Origin of the sequence: Streptomyces populi, from assembly GCF_002911015.1 — a bacterium.
Classification (GTDB): Bacteria; Actinomycetota; Actinomycetes; order Streptomycetales; family Streptomycetaceae; genus Streptomyces; species Streptomyces populi.
On sequence record NZ_KZ626934.1, the window covers coordinates 1 to 20,315 of the forward strand.

A 20,315-nucleotide genomic window follows, 5' to 3' on the forward strand; every position below is an offset into this window, starting at 1 on the left:
GTCGCCGCCGAGAAGAACTCCACCCTCGTCCTGCCCTTCCCGGTCGAACTCCTGCGCTTCCTGGAACGCGCCCAGTCAGGACAAGGACAAGGACCGGGACAAGTGCAAGTGCAGGGGCAGGGAGAGCGGCCGACGGCCCCGGCACGGCCGGAGCGGGTGCCCGATCCCCGGCCGGCCGCCGCTCCCGGGCAAACGCCGGATCCACGACAGGAAACCGTTCCGCGGGAGCCGACCGATCCGTAGCGGGCCCCGGTCCACGTCGGCCGGACGGCCTCGGGCGGGATTCCGTGCCGCACTCGGCCGCACGGCGCGGTCCGCACGGCAGGCCCTAGTTGGCCCACTCCGGCGTGAGGACCGAGCCGTCGGCCAGTTCCGCCCGGAGGCCGATGGACGTGGTGACCCAGGAGAGCGCGGCCTCCTGGGTCGGGTTCTCGATGCCGAGGGTCGCGCCCGGGGTGATGATCACGGTGTCGCCCGCGGTGATCCGCTCGGTGCGGCCGTCGAGCGTGACCAGCAGTTCGCCGGAGAGGAGGTGGATGACCTCCTCGCGGTCGACGGTGTGCACGGGAGCCCGGTGGCCCGCGGGAATCTCCGCGCGCCAGGCGCACAGCTCCTTGCTGCCGCTGCGGGGAGAGGCGTACGAGACGAAGCGGGCGCCGTGGACCTCGTGGACGACGGCTTCGGATGAACGGACTACGGGCACGGGGCCTCCAAGGTCGGTGATATCCGGCCGGACGGCCGGTCGAGGATGAGCAGAGCCGAGCCGCTGAGCCGATGACTCAGGGTGACCTGAAAATGGTCAAGCTGCTTGACTAGTTCTGAGATTATGGTCAAGCAGCTTGACCAAATAGTCAAGGGTGTTTCAATGCGTGGGTGCAGAACTCCGAAGCAATGGCCCTGTCCGCCGCCCTGCTCGCCGCCGCCGGCGAGCTGACGCAACGTATCCACGAGGGCGTGGTCGCCCGCGGATTCGAGGGGGTGCGGCCCGCGCACGGCTTCGCCTTCGCGCGGCTCGCGCCGGACGGGGCGACGGTCGGCGACGTCGCTGCTCACCTGGGGGTCACCAAGCAGGCCGCCAGTCAGCTCGTCGAGGAACTCGTCCGCAAGGGGTACGTCGAGCGGAGGCCGCACCCCGACGACGCGCGGGCCAGGCTCGTCGTGCTCACCGAACTCGGCTGGGCCTGCACCCGGGCGGCGGAGGAGGCGGCCGCGGACGCCGTGCGGGCGTGGGCCGAAGTGGTGGGGGAGGACGAGATGCGCGCGTTGCACGCGCGTTTGGCGGGCATCGCGCCCTACGGTCCCATCAGGCCCGCCTGGTGACGTTCCGTCACCGGCGGCGATCGCCCTGGTTATCACTGGAAGTTTTTACTGACGCGTAACTTCACACTTGTGCTACTCGACCGTAACTTGACGAGTGAACAGCATCCTTCGTGATCCGGATCACAGGGCGTACACCCCCACAACTCCCTTGAGCCGCAAGGAGATCACCCGATGCTGCCCTGGAAGCGAGTGCTCAGACCCCTGGCCGCGCTGCTCCTGACCGCCACGATCACGGTCCTCCCCGCCGCCACAGCACAAGCTGATTCCGCCCCCAGCAGTGGCTGGAACAACTACTCCTGCAAGCCGTCCGCCGCGCACCCGCGCCCCGTCGTCCTCGTGCACGGCACCTTCGGGAACTCCGTCGACAACTGGCTGGCCCTCGCCCCCTACCTGACCAGCCGCGGGTACTGCGTCTTCTCCCTCGACTACGGGCAACTGCCCGGAGTCCCCCTCTTCTACGGCCTCGGCCCCATCGACAAGTCGGCCGCGCAGCTCCAGGTGTTCGTCGACAAGGTGCTCGCCGCGACCGGCGCAGCCAAGGCCGACCTGGTGGGTCACTCGCAGGGCGGCATGATGCCCCGCTACTACCTCAAGTTCCTCGGCGGGGCCGCCAAGGTGAACGCCCTCGTCGGACTCGCCCCCGACAACCACGGCACGACCCTCAACGGACTCACCAAACTGCTCCCGTACTTCCCGGGCGCCGAGGACCTGCTGACCGCGGCGACCCCGGGACTCGCGGACCAGATCGCCGGCTCCGCGTTCCTGACCAAGCTCAACGCGGGCGGCGACACCGTCCCGGGCGTCCACTACACGGTCATCGCCACCAAGTACGACGAGGTGGTCACGCCGTACCAGTCGGGGTTCCTGAGCGGATCCGACGTCCGCAACGTCCTGCTCCAGAACCTGTGCGGGCTCGACCTCTCCGAGCACGTGGCCATCGGGATCCTCGACCGGATCGCGTACCACGAGGTGGCGAACGCGCTCGACCCGGCGCACGCGTCCACCACCACCTGCGCGTCCGTGTTCAGCTGACCGGCTCGGCGGACGACTCGTCCATGGTCGTCCGCCCGAGCGCACCGGCGTGATCGTCCGTCCGCGTCCCGCGCTCGTGCGCGACGCGGACGACGGAGCACGCCGCCGGGGGCTGTCCGACCTGAGCCGCCGGTCAGCCCCCGGAGTTCATCGGCCCCCAGGCCCTAGCGCCCGCGCCGGCTGTCCGGCGTCGCGCGCCGCCGCACCGAGGCGAACAGCGCCGCCGCACCGAGCGCGAGGGCGGCGGCACCGCCGATCGCGATGTACGAGGTGGAGGAGTCGCCGCCGGTCTCGGCGAGGCTCCGGGAGGAACCGGCCGCCTCCGGCAGGTTTTCCGAGGCGTCCGCGGTACCGGCGGTGGTCCGGGTCTCCTCGGCCGGTTCGGCCGACCCGGTGTCCTCGGCCGCCTTCACGGTGTCCGCGCTCGCGGTCGGCTCCGCCGACGTGGCGGCGTCGTCGTCACCGTGGCCGTGGTGCTCCACGGTCGACCTGTCGCTGCCGGCCTCGATCTGCTTCTCGGACGGCGCCGAGGCGCTCGGCGCGGGAGCGGCCCCGCCGCCGTTCGTGCCCTTGCCGCCGCCGAACGCCACGTCGGAGCAGGAGTAGAAGGCCTCCGGGCTGTCCGAACGCTGCCAGACCGCGTACAGGAGCTGCTTCCCGGAGCGCTCCGGGAGGGTGCCGGAGAACGTGTAGAAGCCGCCCGAGGCCGTGGGGTCGGTGGCCGTCGCGACCGGGTGCGCCAGGTCGAGGTCGCCCCAGGTCAGCGGCTGCGACGGGGCGTAGCCCGGCTTCGTGATGTAGACCTTGAACGTGCCCTTGTGGGGCGCGGTCACCCGGTACTTGAAGGTGTACGAGCCGCTGCTCACGCTCGTCGCGGGCCAGTCGGAGCGCGCCAGGTCGAGCCCCTTGAACTCGGCGTTGCCGGCGCTGCACAGCTTGCCGTCCGGGATCAGCTCCTGGTGCCGCCCGTTCGCGTCGCCGATGCGGATGCCGTTCCAGTCGTAGAGCGCCTGGGTGCCGCCCACCGCGACGGCCGCCTTGCAGGCGTCCGACCTGGGGTTCTCCGGGCCTTCCGCGTAACACTGGGACACCCGGCTGACCGGGTCCCCCATCGAGCCGTGTGCCGAGGCCGGTGCCGCGGCCAGCGCGGACAGGGCGAGCGGGGCGATGCCGAGGACGGCGACGCCGGCGGCCTTGCGGCGTGCGGACATGGGGAACTCCTCGAACGGTCCTGGGGCGCGGGGTGGGCCCCGCACGGTGTTCCGTGCGGGGATCCCGTGGGGGGTGATCAGAAAACTAGCCCCAAGAAACCGCGAAATCGCCTGCTGGAGACGGGGGAAGGAGATCCTTATGGTGCCTTTAAGGCAGGGCTAACGGGGGGCTCAGGAAGGGCGGTGGAGGGGGCGGCCCGGCTGTGCGGGGACGCTGGGCGGTCCGTGGTCGTCCGCTTCCGTGCGCGGGGTGCCGTGGTGGCCGGGCAGTGGACCGTGCGGCTCTCACGGTGTCGTCCCCGGAGGGCCGGGGGTGTTCCGCCGGAGGTGTCCCGTGGATTGGCCGGCCGGGGCGACGGGCACGGTTGATGTGGTGCCGTCTTGCGGATCGATTCTCGAAAGCCGTTCTCGGAGGCAGTCGATGCAGCCACGCCCCATCCGGAGACAAGAGGCTGTCGAGGTGTACCGGAACGCCTACGGGAGCCTGTACGACGACGCCGTCGTCTCCCCGGGCGGGAAGCCGGGCCGGTACCTTCGATGGAAATGGTCGAATCCGGGCGTCGTCATCGTGCCTCGGTGGGCCGACACGGTCGCGCTCGTTCCTTCTTTCCGCTACCCGATCGGCGACCTGTCGTGGGAGTTTCCGCGGGGAGGCTGGGAGCCCGACGAGTCGGTCGAACAGGCCGCGGCCCGGGAGCTGAAGGAGGAGACCGGCCTGACCGCGACCGCCACCAGACGGCTGGGAGTGCTCTACGCGGACACCGGCCTGATCGAGTCGCCCATCGAGGTGGTCGAGGCCCAGGTGGAGAACCCCGCGTCCGGCGAGCGGTCGCCGGAAGCCATGGAGTCGGTCGCGGAACCCGCCTGGTTCGGCTCCGCCGAGTTGTGCGCGGCCTTCGCGGACCAGCGAGTACGGTGCGCGATCACCATCGCCGCCGCCGCACTGGCCCGGCCGCGGTGACACCGGCGGCCCTTCGCATCACTCGGGTGGTTCCGTCGGGCTGACGATACGCAGCACCTTCTCGTGCTCCGGCAGTTGCTTCTCGAGCCTCCAGGCGTTCCTGAACCTTTCGGCCTCCTTCTTCAGCTTCCTCTCCTTCTTGTCCTGGAGGACGTCGAACGGCACGGAGAGCAGGTTGAGCATGAGCGAAGCGGGGTTGAAGCCGGAACTGATCAGTCCGATCAGGGTGTCGACGGAACCCGTGGCCAGGGAGGGCGGCGAGATGTGGAGCCTGGCCCTCACCCGCTCGTCCCGGACGGCGGCCAGGGCGTCGGCGTCGAGGCCCCGGAAGGCGGCGACCGCGGCTTCCTGGAGGTGCATGCAGAAGTCTTCGACGCCGTTCCTCAGCGCGTCGGTGTCCACCGGGCGGCCGCTGTGGGCTCTCGCGAACTGGTCGACGACCACCTTCCGGGACTCGAGCCCGACGGCTTCGTTGACCACACCCGCGGGGAGGCGCGCCAGTACGTAGGGGTTCAACATGTATCCGGGCAGGGCCGATTCTTCCCGGGGCGCTTCCCCTTGCAGCGCGACAGTGGCGGGCGTGCGTACGGCGCCCCATGCCACGGGCGTCCCCAGTACGGCGGGCAGGGTGGTCCTGAAGGACCAGTTCGCCGACCGCTCGACGGCCTCCAGCGCGACCTCGGAAGTGTCGCCGTGCGTCGCGCGCCGCTCCTCGATCCATCCGCGCAGTGAGTTGTAGTACAGCGGATCCTGGCCGCGGATCCATTCCACCGCGGAACGCAGCGTCCGGGCGTAGCCGTCGTCGGGCGGTCCGATCAGTTCGGCCAGACGGTTCGCCGTCCTGCTCCTGAAAAGCTCGCTCGCCCTGTCCACCGAGTACGGAACGACATGCCCTTCGACGATCTCGTCCATGAGCTCGGCGTATTCCTCGGTCGGGACGTCGCGCACACCGCGCGCTTCGTGCTCGTCCCGGATCTCACGGAAAGAACCCACCGAGTCGCGCCGCACGACGACCAGCATGCCCGACCGGATCAACTCGGCGAGATCCGCGCGCCATTCGGCGCTCGACGGCGTCCGTCCGGCGAGGAGCGAGCGTAATGCCGCGTTGTGGAGCACCTGGGAATCGGTGATGACCAGCCGCTCGGCGAAGAGGGCGTTCTGCACGATGCGCGCCCGCAGGTCTTCGGGGCCGGTGACGGGGCTGCCGTGATGTTCCGTCTCGCTCAGGAAGACGTGGGTGCTGTTTTCCGTACCAGGAGACACTGTTCCTCCGCCGGTGGCGTTCTCTCGCGCACCCGGGGAGGGTGCCCCACGCCCTGCTTCGACCGTATGTGCGACCTTGCCGGTGAGGAACCTTACCCAGTCCGGTCCGGCGTTCACCCGGGGTCGCGGAAAGCCGCCCCCGGGCCGTGCCGGTAGGGATCCCGGAGACGGCCGCACGGAGTCGTTCGGTATACAGGTGGGCGTACGTGACGGCGATCGGGCGAGTGGGTGCGGGCAATGGCGGGGACGCGCGGGAAGCCGGGGGAGACGCCGGAGGGGTTCGGGGTGCGGGTGGCCGCGGACGCCGACGTGCCCGTCGTGAAGGCCGTGATCGACGCCGCGTTCCAGCCGTACGTGGAGCGCATCGGGCGCGTTCCGGTGCCCATGGAGGCGGATCACGCGGCGAACGTGGCGGCGGGGCGGGTGTTCGTCACGGGGGAGCCGGTCCTGGGGCTCGTGGTCGTCGAGGAGTTCCCGGACCACCTGTACCTCGACACCGTCGCGGTCCGCCCCGACGCCCACGGCAAGGGCGTCGGCGGGCGGCTGCTGCGTTTCGTCGACGCGCACGCGCGGGCGCTCGGGCTGGACGAGGTCAGGCTCTGCACGAACGCGATGATGTGGGAGAACCAGAAGATCTACCCCAGGTACGGGTACGAGGTGACCGACCGGCGCGTGGACGGGCCGTACGACCGGATCCACTACCGCAAGCGGCTGGTCTGACGGCGCCGCCGCGGGCGGCCGCGGTGTCCACCGCCAGCCGGCCGCGGGCCGCCGGTCCGGCGCGGTACGCGCCGTGCGGGGTGTCCGGCGCGGCGGCTCAGCCGTCCGGCCACCAGGTGCGCGCGATGTCCTTCCGGACCTCCGGGCGCTCGGCGGGGCGCTCGTCGGGCTCCTCCCGTACGCGGCGGGAGTCCGACTTCCTCAGGGGCTTCTGCACGGTCACACGGCGCATGGCTGCCTCCTCGCGTCTACCGGATTCCGCGGTTGTACGGAGGTAGACCGTTTCGGGGAGAGTTCCTCATCGGTCGCGAAATGTCTGTGACGCCGGTCACCTCGATGATCGTCCATGGCGGGCGCGGGCCGGTTGTCAGTGGCGGGTGACATCGTGGAACGCATGCTGAGCGACGGGGGAACGAATCCAGGGGCGGGCGTCGACTGGGACGCGGAGTCCGGCACTTTCGACGAGGAGCCCGACCACGGACTGCGTGACCCCGAGATCCGCGGAGCCTGGGCCGCCCGGCTGCGGGACTGGCTGCCCGAAAGGCCCGGAGACCTGCTCGACGTGGGCTGCGGCACCGGCAGCCTGTCGCTCGTCGCGTCCGAACAGGGACACCGGGTCACCGGGGTCGACCTCGCACCGCGCATGATCGACCGGGCCCGCGCCAAGCTGGCCGGACGTGACGCGGTGTTCCTCGTCGGCGACGCGGTGGCACCGCCCGTCGGAGAGCAGCGCTTCGACGTGCTGCTCAGCCGTCATGTGCTGTGGACGCTGCCCCACCCCGAGCGCGTGCTGCGGCACTGGCGCGGGCTGCTGCGCCCGGGAGGGCGACTGGTGCTCGTCGAGGGGGTGTGGGGGAACGTGAGTCCGGTCGGACTGTCCGCCGAGCGGACCGCCGCACTGCTCCGGACCCTGCTGTCCGGCCCCGCGGACCTGCGCGTGGAGCCGCTGTCGGGCGACGCGCGCCTGTGGGGCCGGGAGGTCGACGACGAGCGGTACGCGGTGGTGGCCCGCTTCTGAGCGGTGCCGTCCCCTCCAGGACGGTGCCACTGGTCGAGCGGCACCGTCCTCAGGTCCGGGACCGCCGGTCACGTCCGGTGGATCCCGAGCCGCCGGACGCCTCCGGCGGTCCCGCCGGTCACGTCAGCAGTTCCTCGAAGCCGCCCTCGCGGGCCAGGTGTTCGAGGTCGTCCAGGGCCTTCTCGGCGGCGGCCGCGGCGGCCGGGTCGGTGGTCGCCAGGCCGCTCTCCGCGAACTCGTCCTCGTCCAGGCGCCGTACGTCCGTGCCGTCGGCCGAGCGCCACAGGTCCAGGTCGAGGTCCTCGACCACCAGCCGGTCCCCGAGAACGGTGGCCGGACGCGTGATGTCGCAGTACCAGCCCTTGCGTTCGCCCTCGGCGTTCCGGACCTCCTTCACCGAGTACCAGCGGTCCCGCCAGTAGTACTCGGTGAAGACGTCGCCCTTCTCGAACCGCACGAAGCCGAAGTCGCGGACGCCGTCGCCCGCCCAGGGGGCGCGCACGATCACGCGGTTGCCGTCGTCGGCGAGCAGCTCGGCCGAGTAACTGATCTTCGTGCGGCCCGCCTTGACGAGTACGACATCCAACGAGCCGGGCGTGTCAGCCGAGGTCGCGGACATGGTTCACCTCCGTTGCGCAGATTTCGTAACCGAGCCATTCGTTGATCGACAGCATCGGCGCGTTGCCGGCGTCGTTGCCGGTGAACGCCTCCGTGCACCCGGCCGCACGGGCCCGGTGCAGGGAGTGGTTCTTGGCGAGCTTGGCCAGGCCGCGGCCACGGAAGGCGCGGCCGGTGCCCGTCATCGCAGTGCCGTAGCGGGTGCCGTCGTCGGTGTGGGCCGCGCTGAACGCCGCCGGCCGGCCGTCGACGAGGACGACGGAGGTGAGTTCACGGTTCAGCAGGGGGTGGTGCCAGGTCTCCGTCAGCCATGCGTCGTAGTCCGTGAACTCGCGGTCGATGTCGCCCGGTTCGTCGCGCAGCGTCTCCGCGTCCAGCCTGAACAGCGGCCGGGGATCGTCCGCGAAGTCCGCGCCGGTGCGCAACTCCACCCCGTCGGGAGGGGATTGGAGCGGTGGCAGGGTGCCGTTCGCCAGGTCGAGGCGGAGGAAGTGCGCCGAGCGGGCGGCGCGGTAGCCCCGCTTCTCGGCGAAGGCGCGGTTGCCGGGTTCGTCCAGGACCCAGGAGTGCAGCCGGGTCGCGCCCAGGGCGGCCAGCTGTTCCTCGGCGGTGCGGGCCAGCAGCGAACCTGCGCCGCGGCCGGTCCGTTCCGGGTCCACGTAGACGTTGAGGCTCCCCTGGCCGGGTTCCGGGCTGTCGTGGACGAGGCCCACCTGCGCGGTGCCGATCAGCTCCCCGTCCTCCTCGGCCAGCAGCGGCCGGTAGTGGGAGTCGGGATGGGCCTGTTCCAGGGAGTGGGCGACGGACTCGGCGGTGGAGAGCATGAACGGGAGGGCCTGTCGGCGAATGCGCACGAACCCCGCGGCGTCCGCCGGGTCCCCGCGCCGTAGTTCGCGAACGATCACGGTCATGTGATCGCACGTTACGCGGGCGCCGCGTGCGGGTGCCTCTCATTTTCGTGCGGGTACGGGACAATCGCCGCGTGACCCTGAAGATCCGCATCGCAGAGGGGGCCGCGCCGTACGAGCAGGTGCGCGCCCAGATTTCCGAGCAGGCCCGGTCCGGCGCGCTGCCGGTCGGCTACAAGCTGCCCACGGTACGGGGGCTGGCCGAGTCGCTCGGCCTCGCGGCCAACACCGTCGCCAAGGCCTACCGGGCCCTGGAGTCGGACGGGGTGATCGAGACGCGGGGCCGCAACGGCACGTTCGTGGCCGCCGCCGGGGACGCGGCGTCACGCGAGGCGGCGTCGGCCGCGCAGGCCTATGCCGAGCGCGCGCGACGGCTCGGTCTGACCGAGGACGCCGCGCTGGACGCCGTACGTGACGCACTGCGGGCGGCCTTCGAGGACGCCTCCTAGCAGCGCTTCCTGGCATCGCTTCCTGCGCAGCGCTCCCTGGCCACGATGAGCCGCGAGCCGCGAGTCACGGGATGTGAGCCCGCGAGAGCGGCAGCCACGCGTCGCGAGCCGCGGTTCCCGTCCGGACGACCGGTCGGCCTCGGGCTCGACTCCGGTACGGGGCGGGCCGAGGGGCGGCCCGGTGACGGCTCAGGTGCACGAGCACGGCTCGGCCCCGCCGGGGCCTGACCGCCGGGTCCGGGATCCGGCCGTTTTCCGTGCGGCACCCGCCGGGGTGCCGGTCCGGGCGGGGGCGGCCGTCGACGCGGCTACAGGTACAGGCCGGCGTCCGCGCCCTCGCGCTGGTCCGGGACCGACGTCGGGGTCGTCCCGCGGCGCAGCGCGTACAGCTCCGCGAGGGTCGCGCCCTCGCGCGAGACGCCTTCCTCGGTGCCCAGCCAGCCCACCGCCTCGCGGCGGGTGAGCGGTCCGACCTCGATCCGGGCGAGGCAGCGGCCGGGGCGGACCACGGCGGGGTGGAGACGCTCCAGGTCCTCGTTGGTCGTGACGCCCACCAGGACGTTGCGGCCCTGGCCGAGCAGTCCGTCGGTGAGGTTGAGCAGCCGGGACAGGGCCTGGCCCGCGGTGTGCTTCGCCTCGCCGCGGATCAGTTCGTCGCAGTCCTCCAGGAGGAGCAGCCGCCAGCGGCCCTTGCCGCTGCCGTCCTCCTCGCCGATCGCGATGTCCATCAGATAGCCGACGTCGGAGAAGAGCCGCTCGGGGTCCAGCACGCAGTCCACCTGGCACCAGTCGCGCCATGAACGGGCCAGTGTGCGCAGGGCGGAGGTCTTTCCGGTGCCGGGCGGGCCGTGGAGCAGCAGCAGCCGGCCCGCGATGTCCTCCGGGGTGGTCTTCATCAGGCGGTCCATGGCGTCCGCCACCGGCGCCGTGTAGTTGGGGCGGACCTCCTCCCAGGTGCCCGCCGAGATCTGCCGGGTCGTGCGGTGCGGTCCCCGGCGCGGGGACACGTACCAGAAGCCCATCGTGACGTTCTCCGGCTGCGGTTCCGGCTCGTCGACCGCGCCGTCCGTGGCCTGCTTCAGCACCTTCTCGGCCAGTTCGGCGCTGGTCGCGGTCACCGTGACGTCGGCGCCGCGGTTCCAGCGGGACACCAGCAGGGTCCAGCCGTCGCCCTCGGCGAGGGTGGCGCTGCGGTCGTCGTCGCGCGCGGAGCGCAGCACCCGGGCGCCCGGTGGGAGCAGGGTGGCCCCGGAGCGCACGCGGTCGATGTTCGCCGCGTGCGAGTGCGGCTGCTCGCCCGTCGCGAAGCGACCGAGGAACAGGGCGTCGACGACATCCGACGGCGAGTCGCTGTCGTCGACGTTGAGCCTGATCGGCAGAGCGTCGTGTGGGTTCACAGACATGTCGCCATGATCTGTCACGCGGGCGCCCCGTGCACCCGGTTTCCGCGGTGCGTCGTGTGTGTCGCGTTCGGTCCCGCTCTTCCGGTGTACCCCGTCCGTCCGTTGCGGGGGTGTGGCGCGACGAGTTCCCTGTCCCGCCCGCGGGATCGGCGGGACGGCCGCCGGGTGGGACGGGGACTCCGCCGGGCGGGCGAGGGACTCCGTCGGGCGGGCGAGGGACTGCCGGGAGAGGGCCGATGGCGCGGCGGCGCAACCGAGTTGACGGTTTTCTCCGCCAACTGTGCGGAGACGTCGCGGAACTGACGGTCGGTGAATCGCCCGTCGGGCCGCGGGTGTGGCCCGAAGCGGCCCCCGGGGGTTGACAAGTCGTCCTGCCGTGTCATCCCGCCGCCATCAGATCGACATGGACATGTAACGAAATAAGTGATGAACGGGTGTGAACCGCCCGGTTGATACATAAGAGTCTTGGCATGGACACTTCCTGTCAACACGCGTAGCTGCTACCAAAGTTGTGGCAGAGATCCTGCTAAAGGGAGGTTCCATGAGACGTCCCAGATTTTCGGCATACATGACCTCACTCCTCCTGGCCGCCGGCCTCGCCCTCACCGGGGCAGCCGCGGCGCAGGCTCGAACCGCGGCGGCCACCGGCTACGTGGCGCTCGGTGACTCCTATTCCTCCGGCGTCGGCGCGGGCAGCTACATCAGCTCCAGCGGCTCCTGCGACCGCAGCACGAAGGCGTACCCCTATCTGTGGAACGCCGCCCATTCACCCTCGTCGTTCGACTTCACCGCTTGCTCGGGCGCTCGTACGGGTGATGTGACGGCGAACCAGCTCGGCCCGCTCAGCTCCTCCACGGGCCTCGTCTCGATCACCATCGGCGGCAACGACGCCGGATTCTCGGACGTCATGACGACCTGCGTCCTACAGTCCGAGAGCACCTGCCTCTCACGCATCGCCACGGCGAAGGCGTACGTCGACTCCACGCTCCCCGGCAAGCTCGACTCGGTCTACTCGGCGATCAGCGCGAAAGCCCCGGCCGCCCACGTGGTCGTCCTCGGCTACCCCCGCTTCTACAAGCTCAACGGCAGTTGCCTGACCGGACTTTCGGAGACCGAACGGTCCGCCGTCAACGGCGCGGCCGACTATCTGGACAGCGCGATCGCCGCTCGTGCCGCCGCCCACGGCTTCACGTTCGCCGATGTCAGGGGCAACTTCACCGGTCACGAGATCTGCTCCGGCAGCGCCTGGCTGCACAGCCTGAACTGGCTCGACATCGGGGTGTCCTACCACCCGACCGCGAGCGGACAGTCCGGAGGCTACCTGCCGGCCCTCTCCGGAGCCGCCTGACCTCCGGGCCCCCACCCCGGAACCCTTCAAGAGAACACCGCCCCGGCGGGGAGGACGTCCGCCCCGCCGAGGGACACCGCCCGTCCCGTCAGGGGGACGCGGACACGGATGCGGAGGCCCCGTCCGTCGGGGTCTCCGTCACACAGGTGATGGTGAACGGAACGGAGTTCGAGGTCACGCGCACCGGATCGCGCACCTCCACGTGGATCGAGTTGGAGAACTCCCCGCTCGTGTCGTACGTCGTCGCCACCACCGTCTTCTGCTGGGTCCTTCCGCCGCCCGCGGGGAACGAGAGCGTCTTCCAGCTCGCGTCGGTCACCTCGCCGGTCTCCGTCACCCAGCGGTACTCGACGTCCACCGGGACACGGCCGACCGTGAACGTCGCCGTGAACGAGGGGGCCTGCGCGCCGGGCGGCGGGCAGGTGCCCGTGTAGTGGGTGCCGTGACCCGAGACCGTCACCTGTACGGACTGCGCGGGCGGAGCGGTGGTCGAACTCCCGCCTCCGGGCTCGCTCTTGGAGGGGCTCGTGCCGCCGGTCGCGCCGGCCGTGGCGCTCTCGCTCTTGTGGCCCCCCGAGGCCGTGCCCCCGTCGGTGGTGCCGGTGCCCCCGCTGCTGCTGTTCCCCTGGCCGGTGTTCCGGGCGTCCGAGTCGTCCTGGTTCAGCAGCGCGTACGTCAGCCCGCCGATGGCGAGTACCAGCGCGATCAGACCCGCGACGATGGCGACGGTGGCCCGGCGGTTGCGGTCGGGCTCCGCCGCGGGGGTGGCCGAGGGCACGGTCGCGGGTGGCGGCCCGAAGCCCTGGGGCGGGGTCGAGGACGTCGGCGCCGGCGGTCCGAACGCTCCGATCGTCGGCGCCCCGGAAGAGGGGGACGCGGCGCCGGAAAGGCGCGTGGGCGCGGTACCGCCCGCCGCGACGACGCGCAGCTCGTGCTCGGCCGCCTCGGCGCTCGTCCGCTCGGCCGGATCCTTGGCGAGCAGCCCCTCGACGACGGGGGCGAGCGGACCCGCGCGACGCGGCGCAGGCAGCGGTTCGTCGACGATGGCCCGCAGGGTGCTCAGCGGAGTGGGCTGCCGGAAGGGCGAGTTGCCCTCGACCGCCGCGTACAGCAGCACCCCGAGCGACCACAGGTCCGACTCGGGCCCGGGGGTGCGGCCGAGCGCCCGCTCCGGGGCGAGGAATTCGGGCGATCCGATGACCTCGCCCGTCATGGTCAGGGCGGAGGTGCCCTCGACCGTCGCGATGCCGAAGTCCGTCAGGACGACCCGTCCGTCGTTCGCCATCAGCACGTTGCCCGGCTTGACGTCCCGGTGCAGGACGCCCGCCTCGTGCGCGGCGCGCAGCGCGGCGAGCACCTCGGCGCCGATGTGGGCGGCGCGCCGCGGATCGAGCGGCCCCTCGGCGTCCAGCAGGTCGGAGAGCGCGATGCCGCGGATCAGCTCCATCACGATCCAGGGCCGGCCGTCCTCCATGGCCACGTCGTACACCGTCACCACATTGCGGTGGGAGACACGGGCGGCCGCCCAGGCCTCCCGCTCCAGACGCGCGTACATCCGCTCGACCTCGGAGTCGGGAAGCCCGGCCGGGGCGCGGACCTCCTTCACGGCGACCTCGCGTTGCAGCACTTCGTCGCGGGCGCGCCACACCGTGCCCATGCCGCCTTCGCCCAAGGGCGAGAGCAGCCGGTAGCGCCCCGCGATCACACGTTCACTGCCCGGGCCTTCGGACACGTGCGTCCCCCATTCGCCTGCGCGCGATTTCTCCCCAAAAGTACCTCAGCCGAGTACGGATGCCGCCCCCTTGAGCACCAATCCGGCCCCGAGGGCCACGACGATCAGCGCCGATCCGAGGGGCGCGGTCCTGCGGACCAGGAGCACGAGGCGTCCCTCGGCCCACCGCCGGCGTCCGGCCAGGGCGCGGTTCACGCCGCTGCCCAGCTTGACGACGGCGAACCCGGCCGCCGTCAGCGTCAGGGCGAGCCCGACGCCGTACGCGAGCACGAGGAGGAGGCCGAACCAGGCCTGTCCGAGCGCCGCGGCGCCCACGAGGACGACGACGGCCGAGGGGCTGGGCACCAGCCCGCCGGCGAAGCCGAGCAGGATCGTCCCGCGGAGGGTGGGGGCGATCTCGTGGGTGTGGGTGAAGCCGCCGTGGGTGTGTTCGAGGGTGGAGGAGCGGGAGGCTCCGCCCGAACGGTGGTGGTCGTGACCGTGGTCGTGGTCGTGGTCGTGCGCGTGACTGTGGTCGTGCGGGTGCGGGTGGTCATGGGTGTGGGACCGGGGCGCTGTCGCCGTCGCTGCGGGAGATCCGGTCGTGACGGACGCGGTGGCGTGGGCCAGTACCAGGGGACGTGCGGCGTGATCGGCGTGCCGGTGCGGAGCGTCCACGTGGTCGTGGTCGTGGTCGTGGGTGTGCGCGTGATCGTGATCGTGGGTGTGCGGGGGGACGAGCGGGTGCTCGTGGTCGTGCGAGTGGTCCGGGCCGTGTTCGTGCGTGTGGCCGTGGGACGGGGCCCCGCCCTGGTCGTGCTCGTGGTCGTGAGCCGACGTGTGGGCGTGGGTGTGGCCGTGCGTGTGGCCCGTTTCGTGCTGATGCCCGTGGTCGTGAGCGTGGCCGTGGCCGTGCGCGGAGGGGCGGTTGCGCCAGGCCCGTCGCAGGAGGGTGACGCCGGCCCCGGTGACGAGGACGCCGCTGGACACGCCCAGCCAGGCGATCACGGAGGGGGCCGCCGCCGATCCCGCGGTGACCAGCAGGCCGAGCGCGACGACGCCGAGGGTGTGGGTGACCGTCACCGAGGCGGCGAGCGGCAGCACGTCCTTGAACCGGGCCCGGCCCCCGCGCGCCGCCGCCGTCGCGGCCATCAGGGTCTTGCCGTGGCCGGGCGCGAGCGCGTGCATCGCGCCCAGGCCCACGGCGATGACCAGGGCCAGCGCGGCGAAGCCGAAGGTGAGGTGGCGACGGGCCACCAGGTCGTTCAGGGCCTGGGTCCAGCGGTCGGCGCCGCGCGGGAGCACCGAGGCGGCCGGGGCGTCACGCCGCTCCTCGACGAGGGCGGGGCCACCGGGCCGGATCCGCAGCGAGGCGGTGGCGGTGTCGGCGGGGGAGGAGAGCAGTGCCTTGGGGTACCGGGTCAGCTCGGACGAGACGGACTTCCGCGGTACGTCCGAGGAGGTGAGCGTCATCCGGTCGCCACGGGCGGTGATCTCGCGCCAGCCGGGACCGTGGTCGGCGCCCGCGCCGCGGAAGCCCACGGTGACCGTGTCCTCGCCGGGCAGCGGCGCCGTCAGCCGGCACTCCACGCGCAGGGTGTCGAGTCCCGCCTGCCCCGGCCGCAGGCGTGCCGTGCTCGCGCCCGCGCGGAGCGTCACCGCCCGCCCGTCCACCGTGACCTCGCTGCCGTGCGCGGCGGCCTCGCAGCGCTGCCGGGCCCAGCCGTCCAGACCGAGCCTCTTGATGTCCGGCCCGGCCTGGGTGGCGGGGATCTCGGCCAGGTCCTCGACGTGATCGACCCGCAACTGCCCCGGAGCGGCCACGAGTCCGTCGTAGCGGTTGACGGTGAAGTTGCCGAGCGGATGCGCGCTCGCGGGTCCGGAGGGGACCAGTACGAGTGCGCAGGCCGCGGTCAGGACCGTTCCGCACAGGGCGAGGAACCGGGGCGCCCTCACTTCGCGGCCTCCAGCGCCTCACGGGCCTCGCGGGCGCCCAGCGGCGAGAAGCCCGGGTTCAGGTCCAGGGCCGCCTTCAGCGCGGTGCGGGCCTTGCCGGTGTGGCCGTTGGCCCGCTCGATGACGCCGAGGTGGTAGAGGAAGGAGGCGTTGCGGTAGCCCGTCGCCGTGGCCCGGCGCGCGTACCGCAGGGCTTCCGCGTCGCGGCCCGACACGTGCAGGGCCCAGCCGAGCGCGTCCGCGGTGTGCACGGTGTGGCGGCGGGCCCACTCGGCGCGGGCCGCCGTCAGCGCGGCCTTGTGGTCGCCGTGGTCGGCGGCGGCCAGCGCGGTGTCGAGGTCGGCGTTGACGCCGTAGGAGTGGGCGAGGGAGATCCAGGCGTTCACCAGCGTGTACTGGTCGCGGGCCTTCCGCGCGTCTCCGGCCGCGCCCCGGGCCTCGTACAACTCGCCCAGCTCGACCAGGGGTTGGGGCAGTGGATAGTGCTGCACGATCTGCTCCATCCCCTTGATCGCCGCCGCGCGGTCGCCCAGCGCGGCCTGCGTGCGGGCCCGGCCCTCGAGGGCGGGGAGGTAGGTGTCGTCGGCGGCGAGCGCCCGTGCGTAATAGGTGAGGGCAGAGTGGTAGTCGCCCTGGTTCCAGGCCAGTTGGCCGAGCGCGGAGGCCACGTACGAGACGTCGCCGCGGCCGGTCGCCGTCGCGAGCGCCTGTTCCAGGACCCGGCGGGCGGTCTTCACGTCGCCGCGCAGCTCGTGGACGTAGGCGAACCGGGTGAAGACGGGGACGCCCGGCTTCCGGGAGTCCGCCAGGTCGGCGGCCTTCGACGCCTCGTCGTAGCGGCCGAGTTCGACGAGGGCGTCGATGCGGGAGGACAGGGCGCGCTCGCTGTAGGGGTTCTGCTCCAGCGCGAGGTCCGCGTACTTCAGGGCGCCGGTGAAATCGTGCCGGGCGGCCGCGAGGGCGGCCCGTCCGGCGAGCGCGGGATCGTAGTCGGGGCGCAGCTTCAGGGACCGGCCGAGCGCTTCCTGCGCCTGGGGGTAACGCGAGGGGTCGCCCTTGGTGCGGGCCTGTTCGACATAGGCGAGACCGAGCGTCGCCCAGCCGCCGAAGTCCTTGGGCTGGGTGCGGAGATGGGCCTGGAGGGAGCGGATGCTCGCGTCGAGGTCGCCGCTCGCGAGCAGCTGCGGCGACACACCGCTGGACACGGCCACGACGGCGGGCGCCGTCGGGTCGTCCCTCAGGGTGCCGAGCACCATCGCGCCCGCCGTCATGGCGACCGCCAACGCGGCCGCGCAGAATCCGAGTTGGGCGGCCCGCCAGCGACGCTGCGACCGCGACAGCCGGCGCACGGCCGCCACCCGCTCGTCGGCCGCGTCCACCGTGTCCCCGTCGGCCGGGGCGTCGGAGCCGTCCTCCACGGAGGCGGCCACGGGAGTTGCCCCGGAGAGGACGGCCGCGGACGCCGCTTCGGCCGGGACGGCCCCGGGGGCTCCTCCGGCGGAGGCGGTCAGGGGGGTGTCGTCGCCGGGGACGGCTTCCGCGGTGTCGGCGGCGGGTGCCGCCTTCGCGGCGTCCGCCTCGCTCGTCGGCGCCCCGGAGGACTCGTCCCCGGCCGTGCGGCCGGTGCGGGTGCCCGCACCGGGCGCGTCGGCCGGGGCGGTCGTGGCCGCCGGGGCGGCGGCGGTGGCCCCGGTGACCGCCGCTCCCGCGGTCTCGTCGGCGGTTGCCGGCTCCACGGTGCTCTCGTCGGGCATGGCCGCCGCGGTGTTCTCGTCGGGTGTGGCCTTCTCGGCGTCCGGCGTCGCGTCGTCGTTCGTACGCGGGGACATGCCCTCTCCTCAAAGTCCTTGGCGAAACGGTCGTTCGTGGGGGGTGGGGCGGCGCGGCCCGCACCGTGGGGGGTGTGAACTGCGTGCGGGCCGCGCCAGTCGGTGAGCCGGGTCAGTAGGCCCGGTTGTACATCCGTCGGCGCCACCACAGCAGACCGGAGCCGATGAGCAGGATGCCGGCGGCGCCCGCCGCGGCGGAGCCCGCGATCAGCATGGTGTCGGTCTTGCCGCCGGCGTCCGTTCCGGCGGGCTGCAGGGCGTCGCCGAGCTGGCTGCGCACGTCGGTCCCGCTGGTCGTGCCCTTGGCGAGCGCGCCGCGCGAGCCCGAGGTCGGCAGGGCGACGTACGGGAAGGACTTCTCGAAGCCCTTGTCGTTCTTGTCGACCGCGTCGCCGAGATCGTTCTTGGAACCGACCAGTTCACCCTCGACGACCTGGAGAGCGGCGTCGATCACGTCGTCGCCGAGCCGGCGGCCGTTCGGGAAGCCCGCGTTGTCGCCGTCGAGGACACCGAGCCGCTTGGGGTGCATGGTCGGCTTGATCGAGGTGTTGAGGCGCAGCTCCTCCGCCGGACGCACGTGCGGCGGCTGGTTGAGGCCCTTCACACCCTTCAGGAACACGTCGACCAGGTCGTTGCGGGGCTCGGCCGGGGCCTTGATCTTGTAGATCCCCTCGATGAGCTTCGGCAGCTCCGGGTTGGTCACGTTCTTCAGGAACTGGGCGTCGTCCCAGGGCGCGGACGCGTTGAACTTGTCCTTGTCCTTCTGCGGGTTGACGACCTCGTTGACCAGCGGCATGCCGAGACGCGAGACCTGGGTGTAGCGGCCGCGGGCGTCCAGGCGCTGCGTGGTGGACCAGATGCCGACGATCGGCTGGCCCTCGGACTCACGGATCATGTCGTTCGGGACCTGTAGGGCTATGGAGTTGACGTTGTAGCCCTTGAGGGTGTCCCGCCCGACCTCGCTCAGGTTCCCGCCGTACAGCAGGTCGAAGACGCGCAGGTCCAGGAAGAACGGGTCGTCCGCCTGGCCGGCGAACGTCGTCGAGCCGCCGGCGAGCTTGGTCACCGCGTGGTGGCGCAGCTTCGCGTAGTCCGGCATCGACGCCTTGCCGACGTTGGACGGGGCGACCGGGACGTCGTCCGCGACCTTGGTCTTCGACACGATCCGCTGGTTGTGCAGCCGCAGCAGGTCGATGTCGTACGTCTGCGTGATGTTGAGGTCCGGGTCGTCGAGGCTGGTGACCGGGCCCGTGTTGTAGAGGAACGTGTTGCCGTTCTTGCGGTGCGTCTTGAAGGTGTAGCGGTAGATCAACTCGCCCTGGGCGTCACCGTTGTTGTCGATGTGGATGTCGTACTGGGCGTCGTCGGCGAACGTGTAGAAGTTCGGGCCGCCGGCGGGCTCCTCGAAGGGGATCCAGTTCGCCACGATCGTCGTCGTGTCGGGCTTGTCCGGGCTGACGAACGCGTACACGTCCGTGTTGTCGTACTGGGGAGTGCCCGAGATGAGGGGGGCCTCCCGGTGGCTGGAGGCGGAGGCCGCCCCCGGTGCCAATGCCGCCGCACCGGCGGCCGCGAGCCCCCCGGCAGCCAGCGCACTGCATACGAGGGTCGCGAGAGTCCTGCGACCCGCGCCGCTCCTGGAGATAGGTGTCATGCCGTCCGTCCTCTGTCCAACTTGCCTGACGCACGCCATTCGGAGCGGTCGCCGGGGTGGATTGGTCGAATCCCAAACGTCTTTACGGCGGTTCTCGCGGCTTGTTTCATCGACGGGCCGGCTTCTTTCCCGGCGGACCCTCCGGCAGGCCGGTGCGGGACGCGCGGGACCGCCGGCGGCGGACAGGGGACAGACCGGCTGCGGAACGCACGAACTGATCGGTGACGGACACGCGTTTTCCGCTCGCTGATCCGTAACCCATCCGTAGGCAGGTTCGCTGCGAAGACGTAGGGGAAGGGACGGGCCGTGCGGGGCCGAAGAGGGGGACGGGTGGAAGCCGACGAACTACTGGTACTGGTGGCCGGAGGCGATCAGAGGGCGTTCGAGGAGCTGTACGGACTGGTGTCCGGGCCGGTGTTCGGGCTGGTGCGCCGTGTGGTGCGCGACCCGGCGCAGTCGGAGGAGGTGTCGCAGGAGGTCCTGCTCGAACTCTGGCGCTCCGCACCGCGGTTCGACCCCGGACGCGGCAGCGCGCTGTCCTGGATCCTCACCCTCGCGCACCGTCGTGCCGTCGACCGGGTGCGCAGCGCCCGCGCGGCCACCGAACGCGAGCAGCGCGAGGGGCAGCGCAACCACCAGCCCGCCTTCGACCAGGTCGCCGAGGAGGTCGAGGCCGGCCTCGAACGCGAGCGGGTCCGCCGCTGCATCGACCGGCTCACCGCCCTGCAACGGCAGTCCGTCACCCTCGCCTACTACGACGGCTACACCTACCGTGAGGTCGCCGAGCGGCTCTCCCTGCCGCTCGGCACCGTCAAGACCCGTATGCGCGACGGGCTCACCCGCCTGCGTGAATGCCTGGGAGGAGTCGCGTGAACGTCCACGACCGCCTGCCGGGCCGTGACCCGCACGGAAGA

19 protein-coding genes and 1 pseudogene are annotated in these 20,315 nt (G+C 71.9%); 9 read left to right on the forward strand and 11 right to left on the reverse strand.

Annotated elements, in window-relative coordinates; genetic code table 11:
* Nucleotides 1–243: pseudogene (locus CW362_RS32830) on the forward strand (slipin family protein); the annotation flags it as partial.
* Between the two features lie 85 nt (nucleotides 244–328).
* Here the strand turns inward: CW362_RS32830 and CW362_RS32835 are convergent.
* Nucleotides 329–703: a cupin domain-containing protein gene (locus tag CW362_RS32835; protein WP_103553253.1), complete on the reverse strand. Its 375-nt coding sequence runs from the start codon at nucleotides 701–703 to the stop codon at nucleotides 329–331.
* A gap of 170 nt (nucleotides 704–873) precedes the next feature.
* On the opposite strand from CW362_RS32835, the gene CW362_RS32840 reads away from it, so the two are divergent.
* Nucleotides 874–1,320, forward strand: a complete 447-nt coding sequence (locus CW362_RS32840; RefSeq protein ID WP_103553254.1) for a MarR family winged helix-turn-helix transcriptional regulator — start codon at nucleotides 874–876, stop codon at nucleotides 1,318–1,320.
* Between the two features lie 171 nt (nucleotides 1,321–1,491).
* A complete protein-coding gene (locus CW362_RS32845; RefSeq protein WP_103553255.1) occupies nucleotides 1,492–2,352 on the forward strand; it encodes an esterase/lipase family protein in 861 nt (286 codons plus the stop codon).
* Nucleotides 2,353–2,516: 164 nt separating this feature from the next.
* Here CW362_RS32845 and CW362_RS32850 read toward each other — a convergent pair whose 3' ends face one another.
* Nucleotides 2,517–3,563, reverse strand: coding sequence for a lytic polysaccharide monooxygenase auxiliary activity family 9 protein (locus CW362_RS32850; protein ID WP_103553256.1), 1,047 nt, complete (start codon nucleotides 3,561–3,563; stop codon nucleotides 2,517–2,519).
* A 460-nt stretch (nucleotides 3,564–4,023) separates the two neighbouring features.
* Between CW362_RS32850 and CW362_RS32855 the strand changes: the two genes are divergently transcribed.
* Complete coding sequence (locus tag CW362_RS32855) at nucleotides 4,024–4,524, forward strand: NUDIX hydrolase (protein ID WP_240658150.1); 501 nt, start codon at nucleotides 4,024–4,026, stop codon at nucleotides 4,522–4,524.
* 18 nt (nucleotides 4,525–4,542) lie between these two features.
* On the opposite strand, the gene CW362_RS32860 is transcribed toward CW362_RS32855, so the two are convergent.
* Nucleotides 4,543–5,787 carry a hypothetical protein gene (locus tag CW362_RS32860; RefSeq protein ID WP_103553258.1) on the reverse strand — a complete coding sequence of 415 codons (1,245 nt, stop codon included), beginning with the start codon at nucleotides 5,785–5,787 and terminating at the stop codon, nucleotides 4,543–4,545.
* 237 nt (nucleotides 5,788–6,024) lie between these two features.
* On the opposite strand from CW362_RS32860, the gene CW362_RS32865 reads away from it, so the two are divergent.
* Nucleotides 6,025–6,507, forward strand: a complete 483-nt coding sequence (locus CW362_RS32865; protein ID WP_103553259.1) for a GNAT family N-acetyltransferase — start codon at nucleotides 6,025–6,027, stop codon at nucleotides 6,505–6,507.
* Between the two features lie 97 nt (nucleotides 6,508–6,604).
* Here the strand turns inward: CW362_RS32865 and CW362_RS45375 are convergent, their stop codons facing one another.
* Nucleotides 6,605–6,739 carry a hypothetical protein gene (locus CW362_RS45375; RefSeq protein WP_103553260.1) on the reverse strand — a complete coding sequence of 45 codons (135 nt, stop codon included), beginning with the start codon at nucleotides 6,737–6,739 and terminating at the stop codon, nucleotides 6,605–6,607.
* Nucleotides 6,740–6,901: 162 nt separating this feature from the next.
* Between CW362_RS45375 and CW362_RS32875 the strand changes: the two genes are divergently transcribed.
* Complete coding sequence (locus CW362_RS32875) at nucleotides 6,902–7,525, forward strand: class I SAM-dependent methyltransferase (protein WP_103553277.1); 624 nt, start codon at nucleotides 6,902–6,904, stop codon at nucleotides 7,523–7,525.
* 118 nt (nucleotides 7,526–7,643) lie between these two features.
* Here CW362_RS32875 and CW362_RS32880 read toward each other — a convergent pair whose 3' ends face one another.
* Both CW362_RS32880 and CW362_RS32885 read right to left on the reverse strand, forming a co-directional pair.
* A complete protein-coding gene (locus CW362_RS32880) occupies nucleotides 7,644–8,144 on the reverse strand; it encodes a ribonuclease FAU-1 family protein (RefSeq protein ID WP_103553261.1) in 501 nt (166 codons plus the stop codon).
* Nucleotides 8,125–9,054, reverse strand: coding sequence for a GNAT family N-acetyltransferase (locus CW362_RS32885; RefSeq protein WP_103553262.1), 930 nt, complete (start codon nucleotides 9,052–9,054; stop codon nucleotides 8,125–8,127). Before CW362_RS32885 ends, CW362_RS32880 begins: the two co-directional genes overlap by 20 nt.
* Before the next feature lie 71 nt (nucleotides 9,055–9,125).
* Here CW362_RS32885 and CW362_RS32890 point away from each other — a divergent pair, with 71 nt between their 5' ends.
* Nucleotides 9,126–9,500, forward strand: coding sequence for a GntR family transcriptional regulator (locus tag CW362_RS32890; RefSeq protein ID WP_206301121.1), 375 nt, complete (start codon nucleotides 9,126–9,128; stop codon nucleotides 9,498–9,500).
* Between the two features lie 308 nt (nucleotides 9,501–9,808).
* On the opposite strand, the gene CW362_RS32895 is transcribed toward CW362_RS32890, so the two are convergent.
* Nucleotides 9,809–10,903 carry a DUF5925 domain-containing protein gene (locus CW362_RS32895; protein ID WP_103553263.1) on the reverse strand — a complete coding sequence of 365 codons (1,095 nt, stop codon included), beginning with the start codon at nucleotides 10,901–10,903 and terminating at the stop codon, nucleotides 9,809–9,811.
* A 541-nt stretch (nucleotides 10,904–11,444) separates the two neighbouring features.
* Here CW362_RS32895 and CW362_RS32905 point away from each other — a divergent pair.
* Complete coding sequence (locus CW362_RS32905; protein ID WP_103553265.1) at nucleotides 11,445–12,251, forward strand: SGNH/GDSL hydrolase family protein; 807 nt, start codon at nucleotides 11,445–11,447, stop codon at nucleotides 12,249–12,251.
* A gap of 88 nt (nucleotides 12,252–12,339) precedes the next feature.
* On the opposite strand, the gene CW362_RS32910 is transcribed toward CW362_RS32905, so the two are convergent.
* The 4 genes from CW362_RS32910 to CW362_RS32925 form a co-directional block, all read right to left on the reverse strand.
* Nucleotides 12,340–13,983, reverse strand: coding sequence for a serine/threonine-protein kinase (locus tag CW362_RS32910; RefSeq protein WP_103553266.1), 1,644 nt, complete (start codon nucleotides 13,981–13,983; stop codon nucleotides 12,340–12,342).
* 45 nt (nucleotides 13,984–14,028) lie between these two features.
* Nucleotides 14,029–15,918, reverse strand: a complete 1,890-nt coding sequence (locus tag CW362_RS32915; RefSeq protein ID WP_103553267.1) for a sulfite exporter TauE/SafE family protein — start codon at nucleotides 15,916–15,918, stop codon at nucleotides 14,029–14,031.
* Complete coding sequence (locus CW362_RS32920; protein WP_107502028.1) at nucleotides 15,915–17,747, reverse strand: tetratricopeptide repeat protein; 1,833 nt, start codon at nucleotides 17,745–17,747, stop codon at nucleotides 15,915–15,917. The genes CW362_RS32915 and CW362_RS32920 overlap by 4 nt, the downstream gene beginning before the upstream one ends.
* Nucleotides 17,748–17,859: 112 nt before the next feature.
* Nucleotides 17,860–19,401 carry a DUF4331 domain-containing protein gene (locus CW362_RS32925; protein WP_103553268.1) on the reverse strand — a complete coding sequence of 514 codons (1,542 nt, stop codon included), beginning with the start codon at nucleotides 19,399–19,401 and terminating at the stop codon, nucleotides 17,860–17,862.
* Between the two features lie 330 nt (nucleotides 19,402–19,731).
* On the opposite strand from CW362_RS32925, the gene CW362_RS32930 reads away from it, so the two are divergent.
* Nucleotides 19,732–20,274 carry a sigma-70 family RNA polymerase sigma factor gene (locus tag CW362_RS32930; protein WP_103553269.1) on the forward strand — a complete coding sequence of 181 codons (543 nt, stop codon included), beginning with the start codon at nucleotides 19,732–19,734 and terminating at the stop codon, nucleotides 20,272–20,274.
* Nucleotides 20,275–20,315: the final 41 nt, after the last annotated feature.